This is a genomic window from Sporosarcina psychrophila (assembly GCF_001590685.1).
GTDB classification, from domain to species: Bacteria; Bacillota; Bacilli; order Bacillales_A; family Planococcaceae; genus Sporosarcina; species Sporosarcina psychrophila.
The window spans coordinates 2,717,691-2,740,141 of record NZ_CP014616.1 but is presented as its reverse complement, the minus strand read 5'-3'; the positions used below and the strand labels follow the sequence as shown (position 1 = coordinate 2,740,141).

At 42.0% G+C, this 22,451-nt stretch carries 27 protein-coding genes; 18 read left to right on the top strand and 9 right to left on the bottom strand.

Annotation, left to right across the window (positions count from 1 at the left end):
* The first annotated feature begins 30 nt into the window (after window positions 1-30).
* The 6 genes from rpoD to AZE41_RS13200 all read left to right on the top strand — a co-directional run bounded on the left by rpoD (window position 31) and on the right by AZE41_RS13200 (window position 5,640).
* Window positions 31-1,149 carry an RNA polymerase sigma factor RpoD gene (gene rpoD, locus AZE41_RS13225; RefSeq protein WP_067210248.1) on the top strand — a complete coding sequence of 373 codons (1,119 nt, stop codon included), beginning with the start codon at window positions 31-33 and terminating at the stop codon, window positions 1,147-1,149.
* Between the two features lie 109 nt (window positions 1,150-1,258).
* Entirely contained in the window at window positions 1,259-1,810 is a 552-nt protein-coding gene (locus AZE41_RS13220; protein WP_067210246.1) for a hypothetical protein, read from the top strand.
* A gap of 92 nt (window positions 1,811-1,902) precedes the next feature.
* A complete protein-coding gene (locus tag AZE41_RS13215) occupies window positions 1,903-3,042 on the top strand; it encodes an acyl-CoA dehydrogenase family protein (protein ID WP_067213966.1) in 1,140 nt (379 codons plus the stop codon).
* A gap of 197 nt (window positions 3,043-3,239) precedes the next feature.
* The gene (cccA, locus tag AZE41_RS13210) at window positions 3,240-3,608 is read left to right on the top strand and encodes a cytochrome c550 (RefSeq protein WP_067210244.1); all 369 of its coding nucleotides are present in this window, start codon (window positions 3,240-3,242) and stop codon (window positions 3,606-3,608) included.
* Window positions 3,609-3,826: 218 nt separating this feature from the next.
* On the top strand, window positions 3,827-4,525 hold the full coding sequence (locus tag AZE41_RS13205; protein ID WP_067210241.1) for a tRNA (adenine(22)-N(1))-methyltransferase: 699 nt from the start codon (window positions 3,827-3,829) through the stop codon (window positions 4,523-4,525).
* Window positions 4,522-5,640 carry a Nif3-like dinuclear metal center hexameric protein gene (locus AZE41_RS13200; RefSeq protein ID WP_067210239.1) on the top strand — a complete coding sequence of 373 codons (1,119 nt, stop codon included), beginning with the start codon at window positions 4,522-4,524 and terminating at the stop codon, window positions 5,638-5,640. Before AZE41_RS13205 ends, AZE41_RS13200 begins: the two co-directional genes overlap by 4 nt.
* A 112-nt stretch (window positions 5,641-5,752) precedes the next feature.
* Here the strand turns inward: AZE41_RS13200 and AZE41_RS13195 are convergent, their stop codons facing one another.
* A complete protein-coding gene (locus AZE41_RS13195; RefSeq protein WP_067210236.1) occupies window positions 5,753-6,730 on the bottom strand; it encodes a 4-hydroxy-3-methylbut-2-enyl diphosphate reductase in 978 nt (325 codons plus the stop codon).
* 64 nt (window positions 6,731-6,794) lie between these two features.
* A complete protein-coding gene (gene vrrA / locus AZE41_RS13190; RefSeq protein WP_067210233.1) occupies window positions 6,795-7,310 on the bottom strand; it encodes a VrrA/YqfQ family protein in 516 nt (171 codons plus the stop codon).
* Between the two features lie 112 nt (window positions 7,311-7,422).
* Here vrrA and AZE41_RS13185 point away from each other — a divergent pair, with 112 nt between their 5' ends.
* Together AZE41_RS13185 and AZE41_RS13180 are read left to right on the top strand one after the other, a co-directional pair.
* Entirely contained in the window at window positions 7,423-8,718 is a 1,296-nt protein-coding gene (locus AZE41_RS13185) for a DEAD/DEAH box helicase (RefSeq protein WP_067210230.1), read from the top strand.
* The gene (locus AZE41_RS13180; RefSeq protein WP_067210228.1) at window positions 8,715-9,620 is read left to right on the top strand and encodes a deoxyribonuclease IV; all 906 of its coding nucleotides are present in this window, start codon (window positions 8,715-8,717) and stop codon (window positions 9,618-9,620) included. Before AZE41_RS13185 ends, AZE41_RS13180 begins: the two co-directional genes overlap by 4 nt.
* 62 nt (window positions 9,621-9,682) lie before the next feature.
* On the opposite strand, the gene AZE41_RS13175 is transcribed toward AZE41_RS13180, so the two are convergent.
* Window positions 9,683-9,931, bottom strand: coding sequence for a hypothetical protein (locus tag AZE41_RS13175; RefSeq protein WP_067210225.1), 249 nt, complete (start codon window positions 9,929-9,931; stop codon window positions 9,683-9,685).
* Window positions 9,932-10,033: 102 nt separating this feature from the next.
* Between AZE41_RS13175 and AZE41_RS13170 the strand changes: the two genes are divergently transcribed.
* The 3 genes from AZE41_RS13170 to AZE41_RS13160 are packed head-to-tail and all read left to right on the top strand — an operon-like array spanning window position 10,034 to window position 12,080.
* Window positions 10,034-10,804 (top strand): metal ABC transporter ATP-binding protein, encoded by a 771-nt coding sequence (locus AZE41_RS13170; protein ID WP_067210223.1) that lies wholly within the window; start codon window positions 10,034-10,036, stop codon window positions 10,802-10,804.
* Window positions 10,801-11,667, top strand: a complete 867-nt coding sequence (locus AZE41_RS13165) for a metal ABC transporter permease (RefSeq protein WP_067210221.1) — start codon at window positions 10,801-10,803, stop codon at window positions 11,665-11,667. Before AZE41_RS13170 ends, AZE41_RS13165 begins: the two co-directional genes overlap by 4 nt.
* Window positions 11,664-12,080 carry a Fur family transcriptional regulator gene (locus tag AZE41_RS13160; protein WP_067210219.1) on the top strand — a complete coding sequence of 139 codons (417 nt, stop codon included), beginning with the start codon at window positions 11,664-11,666 and terminating at the stop codon, window positions 12,078-12,080. Before AZE41_RS13165 ends, AZE41_RS13160 begins: the two co-directional genes overlap by 4 nt.
* A gap of 380 nt (window positions 12,081-12,460) precedes the next feature.
* Here the strand turns inward: AZE41_RS13160 and AZE41_RS13155 are convergent, their stop codons facing one another.
* The 4 genes from AZE41_RS13155 to AZE41_RS13140 form a co-directional block, all read right to left on the bottom strand.
* On the bottom strand, window positions 12,461-13,048 hold the full coding sequence (locus AZE41_RS13155; RefSeq protein WP_067210218.1) for a 5' nucleotidase, NT5C type: 588 nt from the start codon (window positions 13,046-13,048) through the stop codon (window positions 12,461-12,463).
* Window positions 13,045-14,169, bottom strand: a complete 1,125-nt coding sequence (ispG, locus tag AZE41_RS13150) for a flavodoxin-dependent (E)-4-hydroxy-3-methylbut-2-enyl-diphosphate synthase (RefSeq protein ID WP_067210215.1) — start codon at window positions 14,167-14,169, stop codon at window positions 13,045-13,047. The genes AZE41_RS13155 and ispG overlap by 4 nt, the downstream gene beginning before the upstream one ends.
* Window positions 14,170-14,251: 82 nt before the next feature.
* On the bottom strand, window positions 14,252-14,590 hold the full coding sequence (locus AZE41_RS13145) for a hypothetical protein (RefSeq protein WP_067210213.1): 339 nt from the start codon (window positions 14,588-14,590) through the stop codon (window positions 14,252-14,254).
* A gap of 45 nt (window positions 14,591-14,635) precedes the next feature.
* A complete protein-coding gene (locus tag AZE41_RS13140; protein WP_067210210.1) occupies window positions 14,636-15,139 on the bottom strand; it encodes a DUF1189 family protein in 504 nt (167 codons plus the stop codon).
* Window positions 15,140-15,338: 199 nt separating this feature from the next.
* Between AZE41_RS13140 and AZE41_RS13135 the strand changes: the two genes are divergently transcribed.
* The 4 genes from AZE41_RS13135 to AZE41_RS13120 all read left to right on the top strand — a co-directional run bounded on the left by AZE41_RS13135 (window position 15,339) and on the right by AZE41_RS13120 (window position 20,434).
* Complete coding sequence (locus AZE41_RS13135; protein WP_067210208.1) at window positions 15,339-16,970, top strand: Na/Pi cotransporter family protein; 1,632 nt, start codon at window positions 15,339-15,341, stop codon at window positions 16,968-16,970.
* 24 nt (window positions 16,971-16,994) lie between these two features.
* The gene (locus AZE41_RS13130; RefSeq protein ID WP_067210206.1) at window positions 16,995-17,477 is read left to right on the top strand and encodes a DUF456 domain-containing protein; all 483 of its coding nucleotides are present in this window, start codon (window positions 16,995-16,997) and stop codon (window positions 17,475-17,477) included.
* Window positions 17,478-17,575: 98 nt separating this feature from the next.
* Window positions 17,576-18,178 (top strand): superoxide dismutase, encoded by a 603-nt coding sequence (locus AZE41_RS13125; protein ID WP_067210203.1) that lies wholly within the window; start codon window positions 17,576-17,578, stop codon window positions 18,176-18,178.
* Window positions 18,179-18,286: 108 nt separating this feature from the next.
* Complete coding sequence (locus AZE41_RS13120; RefSeq protein WP_067210201.1) at window positions 18,287-20,434, top strand: peptidoglycan D,D-transpeptidase FtsI family protein; 2,148 nt, start codon at window positions 18,287-18,289, stop codon at window positions 20,432-20,434.
* A 25-nt stretch (window positions 20,435-20,459) separates the two neighbouring features.
* Here the strand turns inward: AZE41_RS13120 and AZE41_RS13115 are convergent, their stop codons facing one another.
* Both AZE41_RS13115 and AZE41_RS13110 read right to left on the bottom strand, forming a co-directional pair.
* On the bottom strand, window positions 20,460-20,951 hold the full coding sequence (locus AZE41_RS13115; protein ID WP_067210199.1) for a hypothetical protein: 492 nt from the start codon (window positions 20,949-20,951) through the stop codon (window positions 20,460-20,462).
* Complete coding sequence (locus AZE41_RS13110; RefSeq protein WP_067210196.1) at window positions 20,948-21,310, bottom strand: hypothetical protein; 363 nt, start codon at window positions 21,308-21,310, stop codon at window positions 20,948-20,950. Before AZE41_RS13110 ends, AZE41_RS13115 begins: the two co-directional genes overlap by 4 nt.
* 170 nt (window positions 21,311-21,480) lie before the next feature.
* Between AZE41_RS13110 and rpmG the strand changes: the two genes are divergently transcribed.
* From rpmG to AZE41_RS13095, 3 genes are read left to right on the top strand one after another with little or no spacing between them, the layout of a single operon-like run.
* Complete coding sequence (gene rpmG / locus AZE41_RS13105) at window positions 21,481-21,630, top strand: 50S ribosomal protein L33 (protein ID WP_067210194.1); 150 nt, start codon at window positions 21,481-21,483, stop codon at window positions 21,628-21,630.
* A 60-nt stretch (window positions 21,631-21,690) separates the two neighbouring features.
* Window positions 21,691-22,254: a 5-formyltetrahydrofolate cyclo-ligase gene (locus AZE41_RS13100; protein WP_067210191.1), complete on the top strand. Its 564-nt coding sequence runs from the start codon at window positions 21,691-21,693 to the stop codon at window positions 22,252-22,254.
* The gene (locus AZE41_RS13095) at window positions 22,251-22,439 is read left to right on the top strand and encodes a YqgQ family protein (protein ID WP_067210189.1); all 189 of its coding nucleotides are present in this window, start codon (window positions 22,251-22,253) and stop codon (window positions 22,437-22,439) included. The genes AZE41_RS13100 and AZE41_RS13095 overlap by 4 nt, the downstream gene beginning before the upstream one ends.
* Window positions 22,440-22,451: the final 12 nt, after the last annotated feature.

The following is a 22,451-nucleotide window of genomic DNA, read 5'->3' as shown; positions in this document are numbered from 1 at the left end:
TTTCCGGTGTACTTAGGAGGAACGGGTAAGATGAGCAAAAAAGAGCAAACAGAAGATATGGAAATTGAAATGACTGTTGAAGAAGTGAAGGCAAACCTGTTGGAGGCCGGAAAGAAAACAGGTGAACTTACGCTCGATGAGGTAACTGAGAAGTTATCTGTGTTTGAAATGGAACCTGAACAGTTCGAAGAATTCCTTGATTTGATTGAAGTACAAGGAATTGAAATGGACCGCAAAGCCGATGAAGAAGCCGGCGATGAGGGGAAAGTAGTGGCAGAAGAAAAGTTCGATTTGAATGACCTCAGTGTCCCACCAGGTGTTAAAATCAACGATCCTGTAAGAATGTACTTGAAAGAAATTGGGCGTGTTGATTTACTGACAGGTGCGGAGGAAGTTGAACTTGCAATTCGCATCCTGGATGGCGATGAAGAGGCGAAAAAGAGGCTTGCAGAAGCCAACTTGCGTCTAGTCGTAAGTATTGCAAAACGGTATGTCGGACGTGGCATGCTGTTCCTTGATTTAATTCAAGAAGGAAACATGGGGCTCATTAAAGCAGTCGAGAAATTCGACCATACGAAAGGCTTCAAGTTCAGTACGTACGCAACGTGGTGGATACGTCAGGCAATCACCCGTGCAATCGCGGACCAAGCCCGTACAATCCGGATTCCAGTTCATATGGTTGAAACCATCAATAAGTTGATTCGTGTTCAGCGTCAATTACTACAGGATCTTGGTCGTGAACCATCTCCAGAGGAAATTGGAGAAGAAATGGATTTAACTGCTGAAAAAGTACGTGAAATCCTAAAAATTGCACAAGAACCTGTATCACTTGAAACGCCAATTGGGGAAGAAGATGATTCTCACCTCGGTGACTTCATAGAAGACTCAGAGGCTCAGTCACCGTCTGATCATGCAGCATATGAGTTATTGAAAGAACAACTGGAAGACGTACTCGATACGTTGACAGACAGGGAAGAAAACGTGCTTCGTCTGCGTTTTGGTCTTGATGATGGTCGTACAAGAACACTTGAAGAAGTCGGTAAAGTGTTTGGCGTAACCCGTGAACGAATTCGTCAAATCGAGGCAAAAGCATTACGCAAACTGCGTCACCCATCTAGAAGTAAACGACTAAAAGACTTTCTTGAATAAAAAAGGGCATCGGCATAATTTGTGCCGATGCTTTTTTCACTGTTAAGCAACAGGGCAGCTGATTGGCGCTCTCCGATTTACCTACACTTTTCAAGGAGCGATTTATACTATGAATCCACAACGAAAACGAATGATTATTTCGGAAATAAAATATTGGAAGCAGAATAAGTTGTTGCCGGAACATTACTGTGATTTTCTAATTACTCTCTATGCTCAAGGGCAGGATGAGAAGGAAGTGAAAGCCACCGAAGCCATTCTTGTCAAGGAAAAAAAGAAATTGGAACGGAAAATTGTTTTGATGACCATACTAGCGATAATCGTTAGTGGAGGCATGTTCGTATTTACCCAATACCCAGGGTGGACACTTACCTTGACGGCTGTTGTTTTGTTCTCGTTTCTCCTGTTGACGATGCGTAAATCAATGATTCAAATGGGAATAGCACCTATTTTATACATACTGGCATCCTTGATGTTGTTATTAATGTCACTGAAGCTATGGGTTGTCTTTTTCGATGGGCATACGATGTTACTAATCGGATTACTTATGTTGAACTGTGCGCTCTGGCTATTTGCAGGACGTATGCTAAAATTACAGTATTTCACAATCTCTGGTGCAGCTGGGCTACTATTAATCATCGTATTTTTACTTGTTTCGATCTGAATTCTCCTATTCTTTCAGTAATAGTTGTGAAAACGGTAGACAATTCGTTATAATTGAAATTGTAAGCGTTCACAACAAAGGGGATGAAGATGTTGAATTTCGATTTGACAGAAGAACAACAGATGATTAAAAAAATGATTCGGGAATTCGCAGATGAAGTTGTTGCACCAGGTGCAATCGACCGCGACCGGACAAAAGAATTTCCAGTACAGGTGTTTAAACAGCTCTCCGAAATGGGAATGATGGGTTTACCGTTTTCTGAGGAATATGGGGGCGGAGGAGCCGACACAGTAAGTTTCGCAATTGTTACGGAAGAACTGAGCCGGGCATGTGCATCAACAGGAATTACATATTCGGCGCATATTTCTTTGGGAGGGGCACCGCTCAACCTATTTGGCACTGAAGAACAGAAACAGAGGTATTTGACGCCAATTTGTACAGGGGAATCATTAGGCGCATTTGGATTGACAGAATCGAATGCGGGCTCGGATGCGGGGGGGACGCAAACGACAGCAAAAGAAGACGGGGACGATTATGTCATCACCGGTTCTAAAGTGTTTATCACGAATGCGAGCTATGCCAAGCACCTTGCAATTACTGCTATCACTGGGAATGAAGACGGAAAGAAAGAAATTAGTGCAATAATCGTTCCGACTGATGCAGAAGGCTTCACGGTTATTGATAACTATGAAAAAATGGGGCTAAATGCTTCTAATACGACAGAACTTGTGCTTGACAACGTCCGAGTACCAAAAGAGAACCTGTTAGGGACTCAAGGTAACGGTTTCCGACAATTCCTCGTAACGTTAGACGGTGGACGTATTGGGATCGGTGCTATGGCAGTAGGAATCGCTCAGGCGGCATTTGACCGGGCACTCCGCTACTCTAAAGAACGTAAGCAATTTGGCAAAACTCTTTCTGAATTCCAAATAACACAATTTAAGCTGGCAGATATGGCGATGAAAATTGAGCTTGCACGCAATATGGTCCATAAAGCAGCATGGCTGAAAGATCAAGGGCGTCCATTCTCGAAAGAAGCTTCCATGTGTAAACTATATGCATCGGAAATTGCTATGGAAGTAGCGAGTGAAGCAATCCAGATTCATGGCGGGTATGGCTATATGAAAGAATATGAAGTCGAACGCTATATGAGGGATGCCAAGCTTCTTGAAATTGGAGAAGGAACTTCGGAAGTCCAAAGAATGGTCATTGCCAGACTAATTGGCTGTTAACAATAAAAGCGTCTTGCACCCGCTTAGACCCGCGCATTTGGTGCCTGTAGCTAGATAATAATAAAATATTTGTCGAAATTGTCACAAACACCGAAAAGATCATCGTTAACCCTTTCAGTTTTCTATTGAATACAGTACAATAATAGTTGTGTACTGTATTCATTACAGAATAGATCCTGATAAAGGAGGGTAATTCAATGGGAAAAAATCCAATAATTCCTTATATTCTTATTTTTGCGCTTGGAATCGGTCTTATTTTCTTCATGTCCCTTTATGGACTTGAACAGAAAAGTGAAATCGCTGAACAAGGCGAAGAGGGGGTAACTGAAGAAGCTCCAAGTTCTGCGGAATTTGATGCTGAAGCAGTTGCTCAAGGGAAATGTATCGGCTGTCACGGTGGAGACCTTACAGGCGGAATGGGACCAGGACTGGTTGGAACTAAACTGTCTAAGGATGAAATTAAAAACATCATAAAAGACGGTACTGATGGCGGAATGCCAGCAGGACTCGTTTCGGATGATGCCGAGCTTGACGCTATGGCAGATTATATTTTATCACTTAAATAATCCTTAATTAGGAAGAGCTGTCAGTTAGCAGAGCATTTCTGTAAACTGATGGCTTTTTCTGTTTTTTATGTTGAACAATTGAATACTTACATAAACAAAGCGAAGGTTACTCTTAGCCCCGCTGCGAATTCAATAGGATTCTTAATTTCAACAAATAGGATAAAGTGCAAAATACGACAAAATCCAATACAATAAAAGTATTGAAAGGCGGCGATCAATTGAATTCCGAACGATTATCTAACAGATTGAAGGCGGTTGCTTCTTTCGTTGACGAGGGTGCAGTCGTTGCAGATATCGGCAGCGACCATGCTTATTTGCCATGTTTCCTCATTCATACAAAGAAAGTGAAGAGGGCAGTCGCAGGAGAAGTAGCCAAAGGGCCATTTGAGTCTGCGGTTAAAAATGTGAGACGTGAAGGTTTTTCCGATGCGATTACCGTGCGATTGGCAGATGGTTTATTCGCTATTGAAGAAAATGATGCTGTCGATACGGTGACAATCGCGGGGATGGGTGGACCGCTCATCGCTACAATTTTGGAGAGCGGAAAAGACCTTCTTTCTCAAGTGAAGCGAATCATCGCACAACCGAATATATATTCTAGAGCAATCCGAGAATGGGCAGTTTCTAACGGTTGGAAAATAATAAAAGAACACATTTTGAAAGAAGACGGCAAAATATATGAAATTATCGTGATGGAAAAAGGGCAAGCGGTCTATGAGGAACTAGAATTAATGGCAGGACCTTTGTTATTGACTTCAAAAACCGATGTATTCATTGAAAAGTGGGAAAGTGAATTGTCGGAATGGAATCGCGTACTTGATTCCCTCGAAAAAACAATTGAAACAGAGGCAATAAAAACGAAAAAAGTACAGTTGGCACTTCATATTGCGTTAGTTAGGAAGGTGTTGACAACGTGAAAAAAGTGAATGGTCATGAAATTATTGCGCTTTTTGAAAAGTGGTCCCCAAAACGATTTGCAATGGATGGAGATCCAGTCGGTCTTCATATCGGACAATTGAATCGAACTGTAGAAAATGTGCTTGTTACATTGGATGTCAATGAAGAAGTAGTTGATGAGGCGATTCGAAAAGGTGCCAACCTTATTATCGCGCACCATCCACCAATCTTCAGGCCGTTGAAAAGCCTATTAACAGACACGCCGCAAGGTAGCATGATCGAAAAGTGCATTAAAAATGATATAGCTGTCTATGCGGCACATACAAATCTTGACGTTGCACCGGGCGGAGTCAATGATATGCTCGCTGAAAAACTTGGTTTGGTTGACACGAAAATAGTTGAGTCGACGCATTCTGAGTCACTTTATAAACTGGTTGTCTTCAGCCCAGTAACACATGCGGATGACATTAGACAAACTCTGGAAAAAGCGGGTGCTGGTGCAATTGGCGATTATGTCGGATGCAGTTTTAGCGCATCAGGTATTGGGCGTTTCACACCTGTCGAGGGGGCTGAGCCGTTTATTGGTGAAATGGGTAAAAGTGAGGCGGTTGAAGAGGAAAGAATCGAAGTGGTTGTCCCTGGACCTATTCGCAGTAAGGTACTAAAAGCGATGTTAGAAGTCCATCCATACGAAGAACCTGCGTATGATTTAGTCGTTCTTGATCAACAGTCAACTGACTATGGTCTTGGTCGTGTTGGGAAACTTTTAGAAAAGACAACGCTTGGACAATTTGCGGAACTTGTAAAAAAAGCTTTTGATGTCCCGGCACTTCGATTTGTGGGTGATCCAAACAAGCAGATTCGAAAAGTTGCTGTCTTGGGCGGAGATGGGAATAAATATATAGGAGCTGCTAAACGAAGCGGAGCGGATGTTCTGGTAACCGGGGATTTGTATTACCATGTTGCACATGACGCAGAAGCGATGGGTATTGCTGTCATTGACCCGGGGCACAATATTGAGAAAGTGATGATTGAAGGTGTTGCAGACTATATGCAGGCAGCTTGCGCGCAGGCTAGCTATAATGTCTCGTTTATCGAATCGGAAATTGTCACAGAACCGTTTACTTTCATTTGATAATGTTTGACGAAAAAAACCAGCCTCTGTAAAAGAGGCTGGTTCATTTTAAAGATGAAAATATGTTTTTCAACACGGAATAGTGTCTAGCTCTAAGCGCCAGAAGCTTATCTTAAGTTGTTGTGTACGGTTCAATTCGTATCACAGGTGTAGGGTTTTTAATTTTAGGTAGAATTTTTTCTACTAGGAATTTCCGTTCTGGAAGATGTGTAGAAGTATCTTCAGGATCGAACTTCTCAAGGAAAGCAATTACTTCACGAACAATCAAAGTTGGTGTCGAAGCACCCGCAGTGACAGAGACAGTTTCAACACCTTCCAACCACTTCACATCGAGTTCCGAAAGATCCGAGATTCGGTATGATGGAGTGTTGGCAATTTCGACAGAGACTTGTGTCAGGCGATTCGAGTTGTTGCTCTTCGGATCTCCTACGACGATAAGAAGGTCTGATTCCCCGGCATGCTGTGCGACGGCCTCCTGCCTTACTTGAGTAGCAAGACAAATTTCCTTATGAACTTCGATATGTGGATATTTCAGTTTAAGTGCGTCCATAATGTGAACAACATCCCATTGGCTCATTGTTGTTTGGTTTGTGACAAGCAATTTAGGGTTCTGTACAGTAAGATTTTCGACATCCTTAATCGTTTCTATCAAATGGACCGCGTGAGGTGCCACACCGATTGCACCTTCTGGTTCTGGATGATATTTTTTTCCGATGTAAATGATGTCGTAGCCTTCTGCAGTTTTTTCCCCAATCAAGTCATGGGTGACAGTTACATCAGGACAAGTTGCATCAATCGATACAAGGCCTTTTCTTTTCGCAAGCTCCCGCACTTCAGGAGAAACACCATGTGCTGTGAAAATCACTGTACCCGTCTCAACTTTTTCAAGAATTTCTAGACGATTTTCACCATCAATCGTGATGATGCCATCTTCTTCAAACGCATCTGTAACATGTTTGTTATGGACAATCATTCCCAATATATAAATGGGTCTCGGCAATGTTTTGTCGAGTGCCGCATTTCTTGCGATGATCATTGCATCGACAACCCCATAGCAATAACCTCTAGGGGTAATCTTTAATACTTTCATGTCGTTTCACTCCTCTAATAGGATCTACCATCCATTATAACGGAGTTGGACGGCGGATTCAAAATTATCGGATGGGCGGCTGAAAAATACGGGGGGCTGACAGTCCGGAAGTGACATTAGCAACTGACCGTGCGGCAACTGCTCCACTTGTAGGTAAACTAGCGGCACCGGCTACCGGAAGTGATTGAAAGCCTTTGTACAATCTCCACATTGCGGGCAAGTTTTGAACCATTGGCGCGAATTGTTGGACCACAGGAGCGAATTGCTGGGCTGTGTTTAAGAATTGGTTTGCCGTTTGCATATACGATTCCATTTTTGATGGAATTGGTTGCTCTCCTGGACCACCCATAGGGCCACCACCTAATGGATTGTTCTGCGGGCCATTCATTTGAGCACCTAATGGATTGTTCTGTGGACCCCCCATAGGGCCACCAAATGGATCGTTCTGTGGACCATTCATGAATGGTTGTATAGGTGCCTGCAATTGCCCCATTTGAGGAGGTGGTCCGAAGTTCATTTGTCCCATTGGAGCCGGTGGCGGTTGTTGTCGCGCGAATGGATAAAAGGATTCATATCTCATAATTATCTCCTTTCAATAAATCAGAATGGACTTTCACATAGTATACTATGCGAAAATCGCATACGGCGGAACGAAATCGTGTTATAATAGGTGTACATTAGGAGGGTTACGAATGTCTAAATTTACAGACTATCAATTTAAACCGTTTTTACGGGAAGCAATCGGGAGGCTCGGCTTTGAAAATCCGACACCGATCCAAAAGGAAATCATACCGCTTATTCTGAAGGGTACAAATGCAATCGGACAAGCACATACAGGAACGGGGAAATCCCACAGTTTCCTTATACCGATATTACAACGGACAGATGCAACTGTCGATGAACTGCAAGCAGTTATCACGGCCCCGACAAGAGAGTTGGCGACGCAACTGTACAATGAACTTGCGAAGATGACAGAAGGAACGGAGGTGCGCAGTTCGCTGCTCATAGGTGGTACGGACAAGCAGCGGTCTATCGGGAAATTAAAATCGAATCCGCATATTATCGTTGGAACGCCAGGACGAATTAATGATATGTCCGAAAATGGGGCACTTGTAATTCATACAGCAAAAATCTTGGTTATAGATGAAGCGGACCTTGCATTCGACATGGGCTTTATTGAAGATATCGATAAGTTCGCAGCAAAAATGCCTGCTAAACTTGAAATGTACGTATTTTCTGCAACGATTCCGGAAAAGCTAAAACCGTTCCTAACTAAATACATGGAATCACCTGTTCATGTGAAAATTGGTGAACGCAAACCATTGACGGAAGGGATGCACTACTCCCTAGTACCTGTTCGCAGTATGAGTAAAAAGAAAAAGTTACTGCAAGTAATGGAAGGGATCAATCCTTATTTGGCAATCATCTTTATGAATACAAGACAAAACGCTGAAGGACTCGCAACTTACCTTGCAGAAAGCGGCATTAAAGTCGGAAGAATTCACGGCGATTTAACACCGCGTGAACGGACACGAATGATGAAGCAAATCCGGGATCTAGAATTCCAATATATAGTAGCGACAGACCTTGCGGCACGCGGAATTGATATTCCTGGTGTCAGTCACGTTATTAACTTCGAACTTCCTGATGACCTTGAATTTTTCATTCACCGCGTGGGACGTACTGCACGTGCTGGGCTTAAGGGAACGGCAATTACACTGTATGAACCTTCTGAAGACGATAAAGTAGTCAGAATTGAAAAGATAGGTATTCCATTTGTTCATGAAGAAGTAAAAAATGGTGAGTGGGTTGAAGTAAAAGAGCGTCATTCAAGACGAAATCGAGTAAAAGAAGTAGATGATATTGACCGTAAAGCAATCTCATTCGTACCAAAGCCGTCGAAAGTGAAACCAGGCTATAAAAAGAAAATGGCTCAGCAAGTAGAGAGCTTCAAAAAGAGAGAAAGGAGACTGAAACGTAAAAAATGACAAATGATAAGCCACTATTGCTTGGCTCCCATGTTTCGATGAGCGGAAGCAAAATGTTGTTAGGCTCAAGCGTGGAAGCTGCAAGTTACGGAGCAACTACATTCATGATTTATACCGGTGCACCCCAGAACACACGGAGGAAGCCGATTGAGGAACTGAATATTGCAGCGGGCCATCTTAGTATGGAGGAAAATGGTCAGTCAAATATCGTCGTCCATGCTCCGTATATTATCAATATTGCTAATACGTTAAAGCCCGAGACATTCAGACTTGGTGTCGACTTCCTTCAAAGTGAAATCGAGCGTACAGCTGCACTTGGCGTTGACCAGATTGTTCTTCATCCAGGCGCGCATGTTGGTGCTGGTGTTGACCTAGGGATCGCGAAAATTATCGAAGGACTAAATGAAGTGCTTTCCCAGGACTATCCCGTCCGCATAGCTCTCGAAACGATGGCGGGGAAAGGGACTGAATGCGGTCGTAACTTTGATGAAATTGCCGCGATTATCGATGGAGTCACACATAACGAGCGTTTATCGGTTTGTTTTGATACTTGTCACGTTCATGATGCGGGCTATGATATCGTTGGTGATTTTGAAGGAGTGCTAAACGAGTTCGATAAAATTGTGGGCATGGACAGAATATCTGTTATTCATGTTAATGATAGTAAGAACGAGCGCGGTGCAATGAAGGACCGACATGAAAATATAGGTTTCGGCCATATCGGCTTTGAACCACTTTCTTATATTGTCCATCATGAAGGATTCCAATCGATTCCTAAAATTCTTGAAACACCATTTGTGGGTCTGGATCCAAAGAAAAAATCGGCACCTTATAAATTTGAGATAGAAATGTTTAAGGCGAAATCGTTTCAACCAGATAAGATTGATCTGCTAAGAATTTAAATAGAAAACCCGCCTGCAAAGTATATATACGCAGGCGGGTTTTCTTCTTTTAAATTAATTTATCACTTGGTGGAGTCTAAATACTTCTTGAATAGGATTTCAGTCTTTCTATCACCAATAGCTCCACGGATTTTATTGATAAACGTTTCAGGAACACCGGTGAAAAGCCAATGGAAAGAAATTTCATCAAGCAATGGTCGAAGTGCCCTTATTTCTGTCTTAGAAAAATCAATTCCATATTGCTTTGCAATGATTTTCACTTCATCATCACTTCTCATTTTGACTTCATTCAGTAGTTGAGCATAATCCACTAATAATCCCTTCTTTCTTAAATGGTTGTATCCGGTCGTGTCATGGTTTATAATTTGACGAGTGAATCGGAATGATTCCTGTTTCAAAGAAAGGATAGTAAAATGACAAATAATCTTATTCAATTGGACGATGTCAGTTTCAATTATGAACAGTCAATCGCCCTTGATCATATTTCTCTTGAGGTAGGAGAGGGTGAATTTTGGGCGTTGATAGGGCCAAATGGTTCTGGTAAATCAACACTCATCAATATTATTCTCGGTCTCTTACAACCAACGAGTGGAACAGTAAAGCTTTTCGGTTCGGAAATAGAATCATTTAAGCACCGGGAACGGATTGGCTATGTTTCACAGAAATCCAATTCTTTTAACTCTGGTTTCCCAGCAACCGTTCTTGAAGTTGTGCGGAGCGGATTAACTCGGAAAGTAGGAATGTTCAAAAGCTTTTCAAAAAAAGATGAGCAGCGAACATTAGAAGCGCTTAGCATAGTCGGTATGGACACTTTCGCACAACGGAATATGGGCGAGCTCTCCGGTGGCCAGCAGCAGCGTGTGTTCATTGCAAGAGCGCTTGCAGGAAAACCAGATCTTCTTATTATGGATGAACCGACAGTTGGTATTGATCAGCAAAATGTCGCGTCGTTTTATTCTATGCTCAATACATTAAATCGTGAGCACGGAATTGCGATTTTACTTGTGACACATGAAATTGACCTTGTTACTGATCTCGCAACCCATGTGGCTTGTTTGAACCGAACAATTCATTTTCACGGTAAACAATCCGATTATAAAAAGATGGAAGATGATGACGTTTCTAGATGGTATGGACACCCAGTTCGCCGCGTCCATCAGCACACGGATGAGGTGGAACGATGATTAATGATATTTTATCGTATGAGTTTTTGCAAAATGCATTTCTTTCCGGTTTAATCATCGGTGTCATCGCTCCTTTACTTGGCTTGTTTATCGTCGTCAGACGTCTTTCCCTGATTGCGGATGCGCTCAGTCATGTTGCACTTGCGGGAATCGCTGGAAGCCTTTATTTAAGCCAGCAAGTGCTCTTCTTTGCTGCGCTGAACCCAGTTTACCTTGGGATCGCATCTGCAGTAGGTGGGTCACTACTGATTGAGAAGTTGCGGGAGGCATACCGTCATTATGAAGAACTTGCAATTCCGGTTATTTTGTCGGCAGGTATTGGCCTTGGCGCTATTTTCATCTCATTATCGAAAGGCTATGGCTCTGATTTGATTGGCTATTTATTCGGTTCAGTGTCAGCGGTTAGCAGGCAGGATCTTTTCGTTGTTATCATCATTGCAATCATTGTCATCACTTATATCCGATTTCTTTATAAAGAACTATTTGCCTTATCATTCGATGGGGAGTATGCCAAGGTTTCTGGTATTAATTCACGCTATATCCAGATGGTGTTCATGATCATTGTAGCGCTTGTTATTGGGGCTTCTATGCGGATTGTCGGTATTTTACTTGTATCATCACTTATGACGATTCCGGTAGCGGCAGCTATCCAACTTGCGAAAAGTTTTAAGAGCGCGATGATCTACTCCATTATTTTCGGTGAGTTAGCGGTTATCATTGGTCTTGTTTCTGCCTATTATCTTGATATTGCTCCGGGGGGAACGATTGTCGTCACATCGATAGTTATTTTGTTAGTGGTACTCGCTTGGAAGAAAATACAAGGCGGACGTAATGCCCGTACAGTGAAGGGGGAGTTGGTATGACACTCGATGAGGCATGGCGGATTCTTCAGGAAAATCAATTTAAACGGACGAAAAATAGAGATACAATTTTACAGTTCTTTTCGCATAAAGACCGCTATTTAACGGCTCTTGAAGTGAAGAATTTCATGGCGAAGGATAACCCTGGAATAAGTTTCGATACAATTTATCGAAACTTGACGACGTTTTCTGAACTCGGTATTCTGGAAGAAACCGATTTGAATGGGGAACGAAATTTCCGTATGCAATGTGATCCAGGCATCCACCATCATCATTTCATCTGTACTGCATGTGGTAAGACGCGCAGCATCCCGCATTGCCCTATGGAAATGATTACTGTTAATTTACCCGACTATGAAGTGGAAGGACATAAATTCGAAATCTACGGAAAATGTCCGCTATGTGTGGAACAATGAAAAGCGGAAGGCGCCTTCCAGATGCGACAGGCATAAGTCGATCCAGCGACGTGGCGATCTTTGCCACATAGCTGGATTGCTTATGACCAGAGCGGCTGGCGCCTGAAGCTAGACACAATGAAAAGCGGAAGGCGCCTAAAAGGAACGCAGCATAAGTGCGCCACTTAAGAGGAAGCGGTCTTAAAACCGTGACGTCCTGTCGCGACAAGGAGGGATGAAGTTCAATCCCTCCCCACTACGTACCCAGCAACCTTGCAGGTACGTAGTGGCGTCTCTACAAGGCTTGAAGCGACTCGAGGGTCTAGGGCGCTGAAGCTAAACATAATTCTAAGTCGAAAAAACGGTGTGAAACTCTATCATGAGAGTTTCACACCGTTTTTTTAATTAAATGAAGGTTCTTCTATAGGAAATAACTTCTTGATCCAACTATTCGCTTCTTGCCAATCGTAGACTCGGATGACGCCTTCAGGAATCGGCATCCTGTTATACGGTGTGTCAAATAGTATGACAGGAATGTCGAGTTCTTCATGGATTTCAACCGCGTTGTCATGCTTGTCTTCAAAAAATGCATGAACACCGAACTTTTTCGCGGTCTCAATTTTATAATGACTTCCGACAAGTTCGATATGATCGTACGGGATTTCCTGTTGTTTGAACCAGTCCAGCGTGGAGTCATAGACATGATGGCCACGGGCAGAAATGTAATACAGTTCAAACTGCGCTTGAAAGCTAGTTAAAATGTCTTTGGCATATTGTTGTGCGGGAGACGTTTTGTAAATATGTGCCTCCGCACCTTTATACCACTCGTAGAATGCTTTTTCATCTACTGTAAATGCTTTTGTTAAGTCATATTCTTTAATATCATCAAGGACAAGATTACATCCGAACTGTTCATTGATATGCGGCAAGAGAGAAGTGGGGCATGTCACTGTACCATCAATGTCGATGCCGAAGCGGAGGTTTCTCATTCCGCTGTCTCACCTTGCAGGAGGAGTTCTTCCTGTCTTTTCTTTTCGAAATACTCTTCCGCAAGCTTGTCGATTTCGATTTTTAACTCTTCAACCATCGTTGCTTCCGGTACTTTGCGGACTGTTTTTCCTTTCATGAAGAGAAGGCCTTCGCCACGTGCACCCGCGATTCCAATATCCGCTTCACGCGCTTCGCCGGGACCGTTGACTGCACAGCCAAGCACTGCCACTTTAAGTGGAGCTTTAATATGCGAAATATATTCTTCAATTTCATTTGCGATCGTAATAAGGTCAATTTCAATTCGTCCGCATGTAGGGCATGAAATAAGTGTCGCGGCGTTTGAGGAAAGACCGAATATTTTTAGCAACTCCCGTGCCACTTTAACCTCTTGGACAGGATCGGCACTCAGTGATACACGCATCGTGTTGCCGATGCCTGCTGATAGAAGGGTGCCGAGACCCGCAGAGCTCTTAATAGACCCCGAAAACAACGTCCCAGACTCTGTAATACCGAGGTGCAAGGGATAATCGAATGCTGCCGCAGCTTTTTGATACGCTTCGACCGCTAAATTTACATCGGAAGCTTTTAACGACACGATGATATCGTGGAAATCAAGGTCTTCCAATATTTTAATATGATGCAGAGCACTCTCTACCATTCCGTCGGCAGTTGGATAGCCATATTTTTCAAGAATTTTTTTCTCAAGTGAACCGGCGTTGACACCAATTCGAATCGGAATACCTTTTGCTTTAGCTGCATTGACGACAGCTTCGACTTTTGCCTGTCTTCCGATATTACCAGGGTTAATCCGAATTTTGTCTGCCCCTTGTTCAATAGCGATCAACGCTAATTTATAGTCGAAATGGATATCGACGACAAGAGGAATGTTGATACGTTTTTTGATTTCACCGATAGCATATGCCGCGCGCTCATCTGGACACGCAACACGGACAATTTGGCATCCGGCATCTTCTAAACGCATGATTTCTGCGACTGTTGCTTCGACGTCATGTGTCTTGGTCGTTGTCATACTTTGGATGAAAAGCTCATCACTTCCGCCGATTGTCAGGTTACCAACTCGTACAGGACGTGTGTTTTTTCTGTTTATCATAGCATTCATTTATTTCGCTCCTTAGTCGGCATTAGCCTCATAACTATAACTATTTTAGCAATCTTCATAGCAAAAAGACAAGGGACAACCCTTATCGATTAGACTCTATGCATTTTTCCGTTTGCATAACGGTAAGTGGGAGTACGATTTTCTCGCCTCCAATAATCTGTTGATTTTGAAGATGTGGGTTCAATGAATAGAAGGAAGCCAATCTATCAATGAAGCTAGATTCGGGATCGGGATACAATGAGAATAGTGATTCAATCGTATCTCCATCAACTGTTGTGACAGGTATCGTCTTGACTTGTTCTTCTTCACATGCAGGCTGTTCTTGAACAAAAGAAGCAAGCGGGATTGTGCCTTCCATTAAATCGAGTCGGATGAAATGAACGGTTACGAATAATAAGGCTGCGAGTAGTAGTATTCTCATGGAAATTCCCCCTTTCGCCACTATATGCACGAAAAGAGGAAGTATTCATCGAGGTATTTTGGGATAGTACTTAGCAGCCACCGCAATATAAGCGAAGTGGACAAGGGATGTAATACCTGTACTAACGTTTTTCATTGCCGGAAAGAAATCAAATCCGATGGTCAGAAGAACAGGGATGGTAATCGCGATAGCGGAAGTTCTCCACATATGACGGTATTCTCCTCGTCTTTTCATCAGTTTTAACAACAGGATTCCCACGTAACCAAAAATACTGATTCGGATGAAGATATAAGTCGTACTGATAACGAGCTGCAGAAGAAATGCAATTGGATAAATGAGTCCACCGATTGTTTCTCCGTGTTCGAGCAGTTCTGGCGATGATTCGAATAAGACTGCATCTCCTGCTATATAACGGGTGAATGATAGCAATGTGAACAACGCAACGAAAATGAAAACATAGCGAAACACTTTGCCGATAGGTAATAGGCGAAAGGCTGCTAATTTTTTAGGTTCATGGATTGCTGCTTTGACTAGTTGGTGGAACTTCACTATAAAACCCCCTCCATCAATAACAGTCTATCATTTTACGACGCAATTGTGCGCGCTACTATTTTCGACAGATTGATGACGTTACGTAAATCAATTGTAAAGGGAATGTAAAGATTCGACTACTACTATTTACAATTTGGGGTGACTATCCTCATAATGAGATGCAATACATAAAGCATAATGAGGGGTTGACTGCGTAATGGAGGTAAACTGGCAGGAAATGCTGTTTCAGTTTCTTGGTGGACTCGGAATTTTCTTGTTCGCTATAAAGTATATGGGAGATGGCCTTCAAAAAGCGGCGGGTGATAGGCTCCGCGCAATCCTTGACCGATTCACGACGAATCCGTTCATGGGTGTACTTGTCGGAATTATCGTCACAGTCTTGATTCAATCGAGTTCTGGGACGACTGTTATTACCGTAGGACTTGTGAGCGCAGGTTTCATGACGCTTCGTCAAGCGATTGGCGTCATAATGGGAGCGAATATCGGAACGACTGTTACTGCTTTTATCATCGGATTAGATGTAGGAGCCTATGCACTTCCGATTATGGCGTTTGGGGCGTTCCTAATCTTTTTCATTAAAAAGAGTTCAATTAGAAATATAGGTGAAGTTATTTTTGGATTTGGTGGCCTGTTTCTAGGACTTGAATTAATGAGTGGTGGGATGAAGCCGCTTAGGGAATTAGAAACGTTTACAGATCTAATGATATCGATGAGTGACCAGCCTATGCTCGGCGTCGTGGTTGGAACGGTATTTACTTTGATTGTTCAAAGCTCCAGTGCGACAGTTGGTATTTTGCAAGGGCTTTATGCAGAAAATCTCGTCGATATCAATGGAGCATTACCAATTTTATTTGGAGATAATATTGGAACAACGATTACAGCTGTGCTTGCTTCAATCGGAGCATCGGTAGCGGCAAAGCGTGCTGCCGCAGCACACGTATTATTTAATGTTGTCGGAACGGTCATATTCATGCTACTTCTTATACCCTTCACTGCGTATGTCGAGTGGATATCAGGGGTATTGACCCTTGAAAATAAAATGCAAATTGCATTTGCACACGGTTCGTTCAACATTGCCAATACAATCATCCAATTCCCTCTAATTGGAGCATGGGCTTGGTTGGTTACAAAAATGATCCCAGGTGAAGATGTATTAATAGAATACAAGCCGAAGCATTTGGACAGGCACTTTATAGAACAATCACCTGCAGTTGCAATCGGACAAGCGAAAGAAGAAATTATTCGTATGGGTGAATTCGGTGTCCGTGGTTTACAGGAGTCTTTCGAATACTTGAAAACGGGTAATAAAAAACACGCAGAGACTGCTTATCAAATTGAAGATGCCATTAATAACTTGGACCGCAAGATTACGGACTATCTTGTTGAAATTACTTCAGTTAGTATTTCGCCAGTTGAATCTGCACGTCACTTTATGCTTATGGATACGGTTCGTGATATTGAACGCATTGGTGATCATTTCGAAAATATCATTGAACTCATTGACTATCGTGATGTTAACCGCGTAAAATTGACGGAAGATGCGATGAATGATTTGACGGAAATGTTCACGCTAACGATTGAAACCGTTCAGAAAGCTGTTGACGCACTCAATCAAAATGATATGGAAATGGCAAGAACGGTTGCTGAAAAAGAAGTTCTCATTGACAAGATGGAACGGAAATTTAGAAAAAATCATATTTTGAGGCTTAATGAAGGTCGTTGTACAGCGCAATCTGGAATGGTATTTGTCGATATTGTTTCTAACTTAGAGCGGGTCGGTGACCATGCCGTAAATATAGCCGAAGCAATTCTTGGAAACAGAGCATAATCGTTCGAATAAGGGGATGGTTTTTTGGAAGTTATAGGTTGGATTATTGCAATTGCCATGTTTATTATTGCTTTTGCCGGACTCGTATATCCGATCATTCCAACGGCTCTTTTCATTGTAGGAGGTTTCCTTCTATATGGACTCATCGATACATTTGAAGGGATGACTATTTGGTTTTGGATCATTCAGGTATTATTCGTTATCTTGCTGTTCGGTGCAGACACACTATCGAATCTCGTCGGTGTGAAAAAGTTCGGTGGCTCTAAGGCGGGGATGTGGGGAAGTACAATTGGACTTCTTATCGGTCCTTTCGTCATTCCGGTTGCTGGTATTTTAGTTGGGCCATTTTTAGGTGCGGTCATTGCGGAACTTGTCGTATCTCGGTCCGGAGTGAAGCAGTCTGTAAAGACAGGCATTGGTTCGCTAGTTGGATTTCTCACTTCGGTTGTGACAAAAGGACTTGTCATGGTTGTGATGATTGCAGTCTTTATTTTCTTTATCAAATGAAACGTTCCTAAATAGTCCATTTTATTTGAACGTTATTCATAATTTTGATAATGTTGAAAGGTAGCATATTTATGAATCTCTTGAGGAGGAATGGACAAATGACTTACAAATTACCAGAACTACCTTACGCTTATGATGCACTTGAACCACACTTCGACAAAGAAACGATGAACATTCATCACACTAAACACCATAATGCATATGTAACGAACTTGAATAACGCTCTTGAAGGAAATGAAGAACTTCTAAACAAATCTATCGAAGAACTTATTGCGAACCTTGATGCAGTACCTGAAAGCAAACGTACGGCTGTCCGTAACAACGGTGGCGGTCACGCAAACCATTCACTTTTCTGGGAACTTTTATCAGCAGAAGGTGGCGGCAATCCATCAGGCGCACTTGCTGAAGCAATCGACAACAAGTTTGGTAGCTTTGATGCATTTAAAGAAGAATTCGCAAAAGCGGGTGCAACTCGTTTTGGATCAGGATGGGCTTGGCTCGTACTGAATGGCGGAGAGCTTGAAATTATGTCAACTCCAAACCAAGATTCACCAATCATGGAAGGCAAAACGCCTCTTCTAGGACTAGACGTTTGGGAGCATGCTTACTATCTAAACTATCAAAACCGTCGCCCTGACTATATTTCAGCATTTTGGAATGTTGTTAATTGGGACGAAGTTGCAAAACGTTTCGGTAAATAAATCTATAACTTTATCTAGAAGGAACCAAGCACACATCTTGTTCGTCAAGATGTGTGCTTTTGTTGTTTTGAGTGTTATAATTCAAAATGATTAACGAGGGGGGACATTATGAAAAAACAGGTGCGTAAGGCGGATCAGGCTAAAATACGCCAACGAAAACATATCGCATTCCGAATGAACTTCCTATTCTTTTCAATCTTTGTCCTATTTTCATTGCTCATTTTTCGCCTTGGTTATTTACAAATCGTTAAAGGGGAAGAATATTCCCGCGAGTTGGAAAAAAAGGAAGAAATCCCTATCAATACAAGCGTGCCAAGGGGGAAAATATTTGACCGCATGGGACGCGTTCTTGTTGATAATGATCCGAAAAACGCCATTACATATACTAAAATGACGTCGACGACTTCAGCAGATATGCTAAAAGTCGCTGAGCAACTTGCGATCTTGATTGAACAAGATACGAAAAGGATTACCATTGGGGATAAGAGAGATTTTTGGATTTTAAAGAATTCTGAGGCTGCGTTGAAAAAGGTTTCTATAAAGGAACAAGAGGCGCTGGAAAAGGATAGTACACTTTCACGGACGGAATTGCAGAAGGAGATTAATAGGCTTACACGAGAACGAATTACGGACGAAGAAATTGATTCTTTTACGGAAGAGGAGCTAGAAGTACTTGCGATTTACAGAGAAATGATGTCGGGCTATGCGTACTCCCCACAAATCGTTAAAAGTGGGAATGTGACGGACGAGGAATTCGCAACTGTATCTGAACGTCTAGGAGAGTTACCGGGCGTGGATACAACGACAGATTGGGAGCGTGTGAGGAAATCAGACAATACGATTCTAGGGACAACCACGAGTCCCATTGAAGGTATTCCTAAATCTCGTGAGAAGTATTTCCTGGCACGGGATTATTCAAGAAATGACCGTGTTGGAAAAAGTTATATTGAGCAATATTATGAAGATTTATTAAAAGGGCAAAAAACAATTGTGAAGAATATTAAAGATCGTAGCGGCCGTGTCGTCGAAACGAAAACAATCCGACAAGGCGAACCTGGCAAGGATCTTATTCTGACGATTGATAGCGAACTGCAAGAGACACTTGAAAATATAGTTTCGGATAAACTGTTGGAATTAAAAAGAAAACCAAATACCGGAGAATTGGACAGGGCTTTCTTAGTCATGATGAATCCGAATAACGGTGAAGTTCTATCACTTGTAGGCAAGCAGGTTGTTACGAATCCAGAAACAGGCAAGCTCGAAATATGGGACTATGCATTTGGTACGTTCACTGCACTTCACGAGGCTGGATCAACAGTGAAGATGGCGACGCTTCTTACAGGGTATCAGGAAAATGTGGTACGTATCGGCGAAACGAAGATAGATGAACCAATTAGAATCGGTGGTATTACAAAAAGATCGCTGTTTAATCAAAACTCTAGGGTTGCTGTAACTGATATTGAAGCAATCGGTAGGTCTTCGAACGTATACATGTTCCGTATTGCATTGGCCTTGGCGAATTCTAACAATAGCTCTGAAGACTCGGCGCTTATTAGAAAAAATGCATTCGATACGTTCCGACAATCTTTCGCTTCTTTCGGACTTGGAACAAAAACCGGCATTGATTTACCGGGCGAGTCAGGCGGGCTGATTGGGGATAGTAATTCAATCGGTATTTTATTGGATTTATCCATTGGACAGTACGATACTTATACAACACTACAACTTGCTCAATATGTCTCAACAATTGCAAATGGTGGTTATCGGGTGGCTCCGAAAGTGTTAAAAGAAATTCGCGAACCATCTGAAGACGGTAAAATTCTTGGTCCCCTTATTCAAGAAACAGAGGTAAACATCTTAAATAGGATCCAGAATACTGATGCGGAAATTGCTCAAGTGAAGCGTGGAATGCACTACGTGTATTACGGGGCTAAAGGGACGGCCCCGAATTTCTTTGCTGGAAAAGAATATGATGGAGCCGGGAAAACGGGGACGGCGCAGGCATTTAGCTCTGGAAAACCGACAATCAACCTATCACATGTCGGTTTTGCGCCTTATGAAAACCCAGAAATAGCTTATGCAGTCGTCATTCCTAATATCTCTACAGTTCCGCGTGGCTACACATATGCAAACAATCAAATTGCAGAACAAGCTGTGGATGAATATTTTAAATTGAAAGCAAAAAGAGCTAAAGAAGAAACGTCCACAGCGGCTAAACAACCTATCATACAAGCACCTAAAGTAGAGTCCAATTAAAAAGTAGGAAAACCATTTGGTTTTCCTACTTTTTTACTGTCGTAATTTCTTTGGCGATTGTTTTGAAATTCATTGAAGAATCGACTTGGTGTTCACCAATCTGTATTTTGCCTGTTAAGTTATATTCTTCAAGATATGACTCGAAGATGGCTGCATTCTCGATAATACCCAATTCCTCTAGGGTTGCTGAGACAACTGTCGAATTCGAACCATTTTCAATCGTTAAAATGGTTTTAATAATCGCATCGGAGGAGGGGTTACTTTTGGCTGCGTCATCTTCCTTGCTAACGGCTTTCTCTGCATCTGTTTTTGGAACATTTTCTTTAACTGAAGATGTAGTCTGTGCAGTAGCTAATAGCTCTTTCGTTTTAGCAAGTTCACTTTGGAGTTTCTCAACATTTGCCTGCAATTGTTGCGTTTCATTGTCTGAAGGAACCTTACTATCAATGGTGAAATAAAGGATTCCCGCGGCAAGAATACAACCAATCCCGACTGCCCGTAAAATTTCACGGATCATGTAATCACGCCTTTCGATTGTAACACTGCGATTACATCGTCGTTTGATAAGGAGGAACGTACAGCGATATCACTGATAGAATAACCTTGGGAATGCAATGATAGAATTTGATTGACAATGATTACGTGAACAGGTTTTGCAGCTGTTTGCGTTTTGCCGACTGTAGTTAGCGGACCGACACCAATCATTAACTCTTCTTCAACAGCCTTCAATCTTTTCTTTAAGCCATTCGTTTCCTGATGAATACTAATTGAAACCTGTTCCAATTCATCGGCGTAGCTGGATGAAGAATTGCCGAGGAAAAATGAAGTTATTATACATATAAGTCCAATAATAATCAGTATTATCGTGATGTCCATTTTACCACTCCTCTGGTGAATCATTTTGCTACTATTTTATCATAAGAAAGCTGTTGTGGAAATTATGGTTTTTTTAGTGGACATTTGCTGTTGATGTGGTATACTTGATAGGTCGTATAAGTTATGCTCATATAAAACTTTACATTCTTGATGAGTGGGAGGGACCAACAATGCGCGTAAATGTTACACTTGCTTGCACAGAATGCGGTGAACGCAACTATATTTCTAAGAAAAACAAACGTAACAATCCAGAACGGATTGAAATGAAAAAATATTGCTCACGTGAAAAGAAACAAACTTTGCACCGTGAAACGAAATAATCGCTCAGGCCAAAACCTTCACCGGTTTTGGTTTTTTCATTTCAGAACGGGGGATACTAAATGAGTAAAGAGATTTTAAGGAATCAAGTGTTAGTTACATTGAATAATATAAATCGAACTGAACATCTAAAAAAATCTTTGAAGATTACAGCCAGGGTACTTGCATCAGATGAATTTCGAAGTGCGGATACAATCGGGGTAACGATTTCTCGTTATCCCGAAGTGGACACACGCCCGCTTATCGAAGCGGCTTGGGCAGCTGGTAAACGAATTGCTGTACCTAAATGCATCCATGCAACCCGGAAGATGGATTTTCGTCTTATTACATCATATGAAAGTTTGGAAACGGTCTATATGGGCCTTTTTGAGCCGATAACTGATGAAACACTGTCGGTCGAGAAAAACGAGATTGATTTGCAAATTGTACCTGGGCTAGTCTTTTCTGACGAAGGATATAGGATTGGTTTTGGTGGAGGATATTATGACCGCTACATGTCGGATTACAATGGTGCTACATTGTCGTTAGCATTTGTAGCTCAAACGAGTCATAGGATACCTGTTGAAAGTCACGATATTCCTGTTAGCAAAATAGTTACAGATGAAAAAGAGATTATCTGTATATGAAAGACTATCTGGGTGTCCTCCAATTGCTGAAGCGTTTCGGGATTTATGTCTATACGGGGAATCGAAAAGATGACATCGATATGGTGCAATCAGAAGTGAAGGATCTTTATGACAATGGACTGCTAATGAAAGAAGACTATTTGAAAGCGATGCTAATCTTGCGTAGTGAAATAGCAAAACTATGAGGATAGACCCAG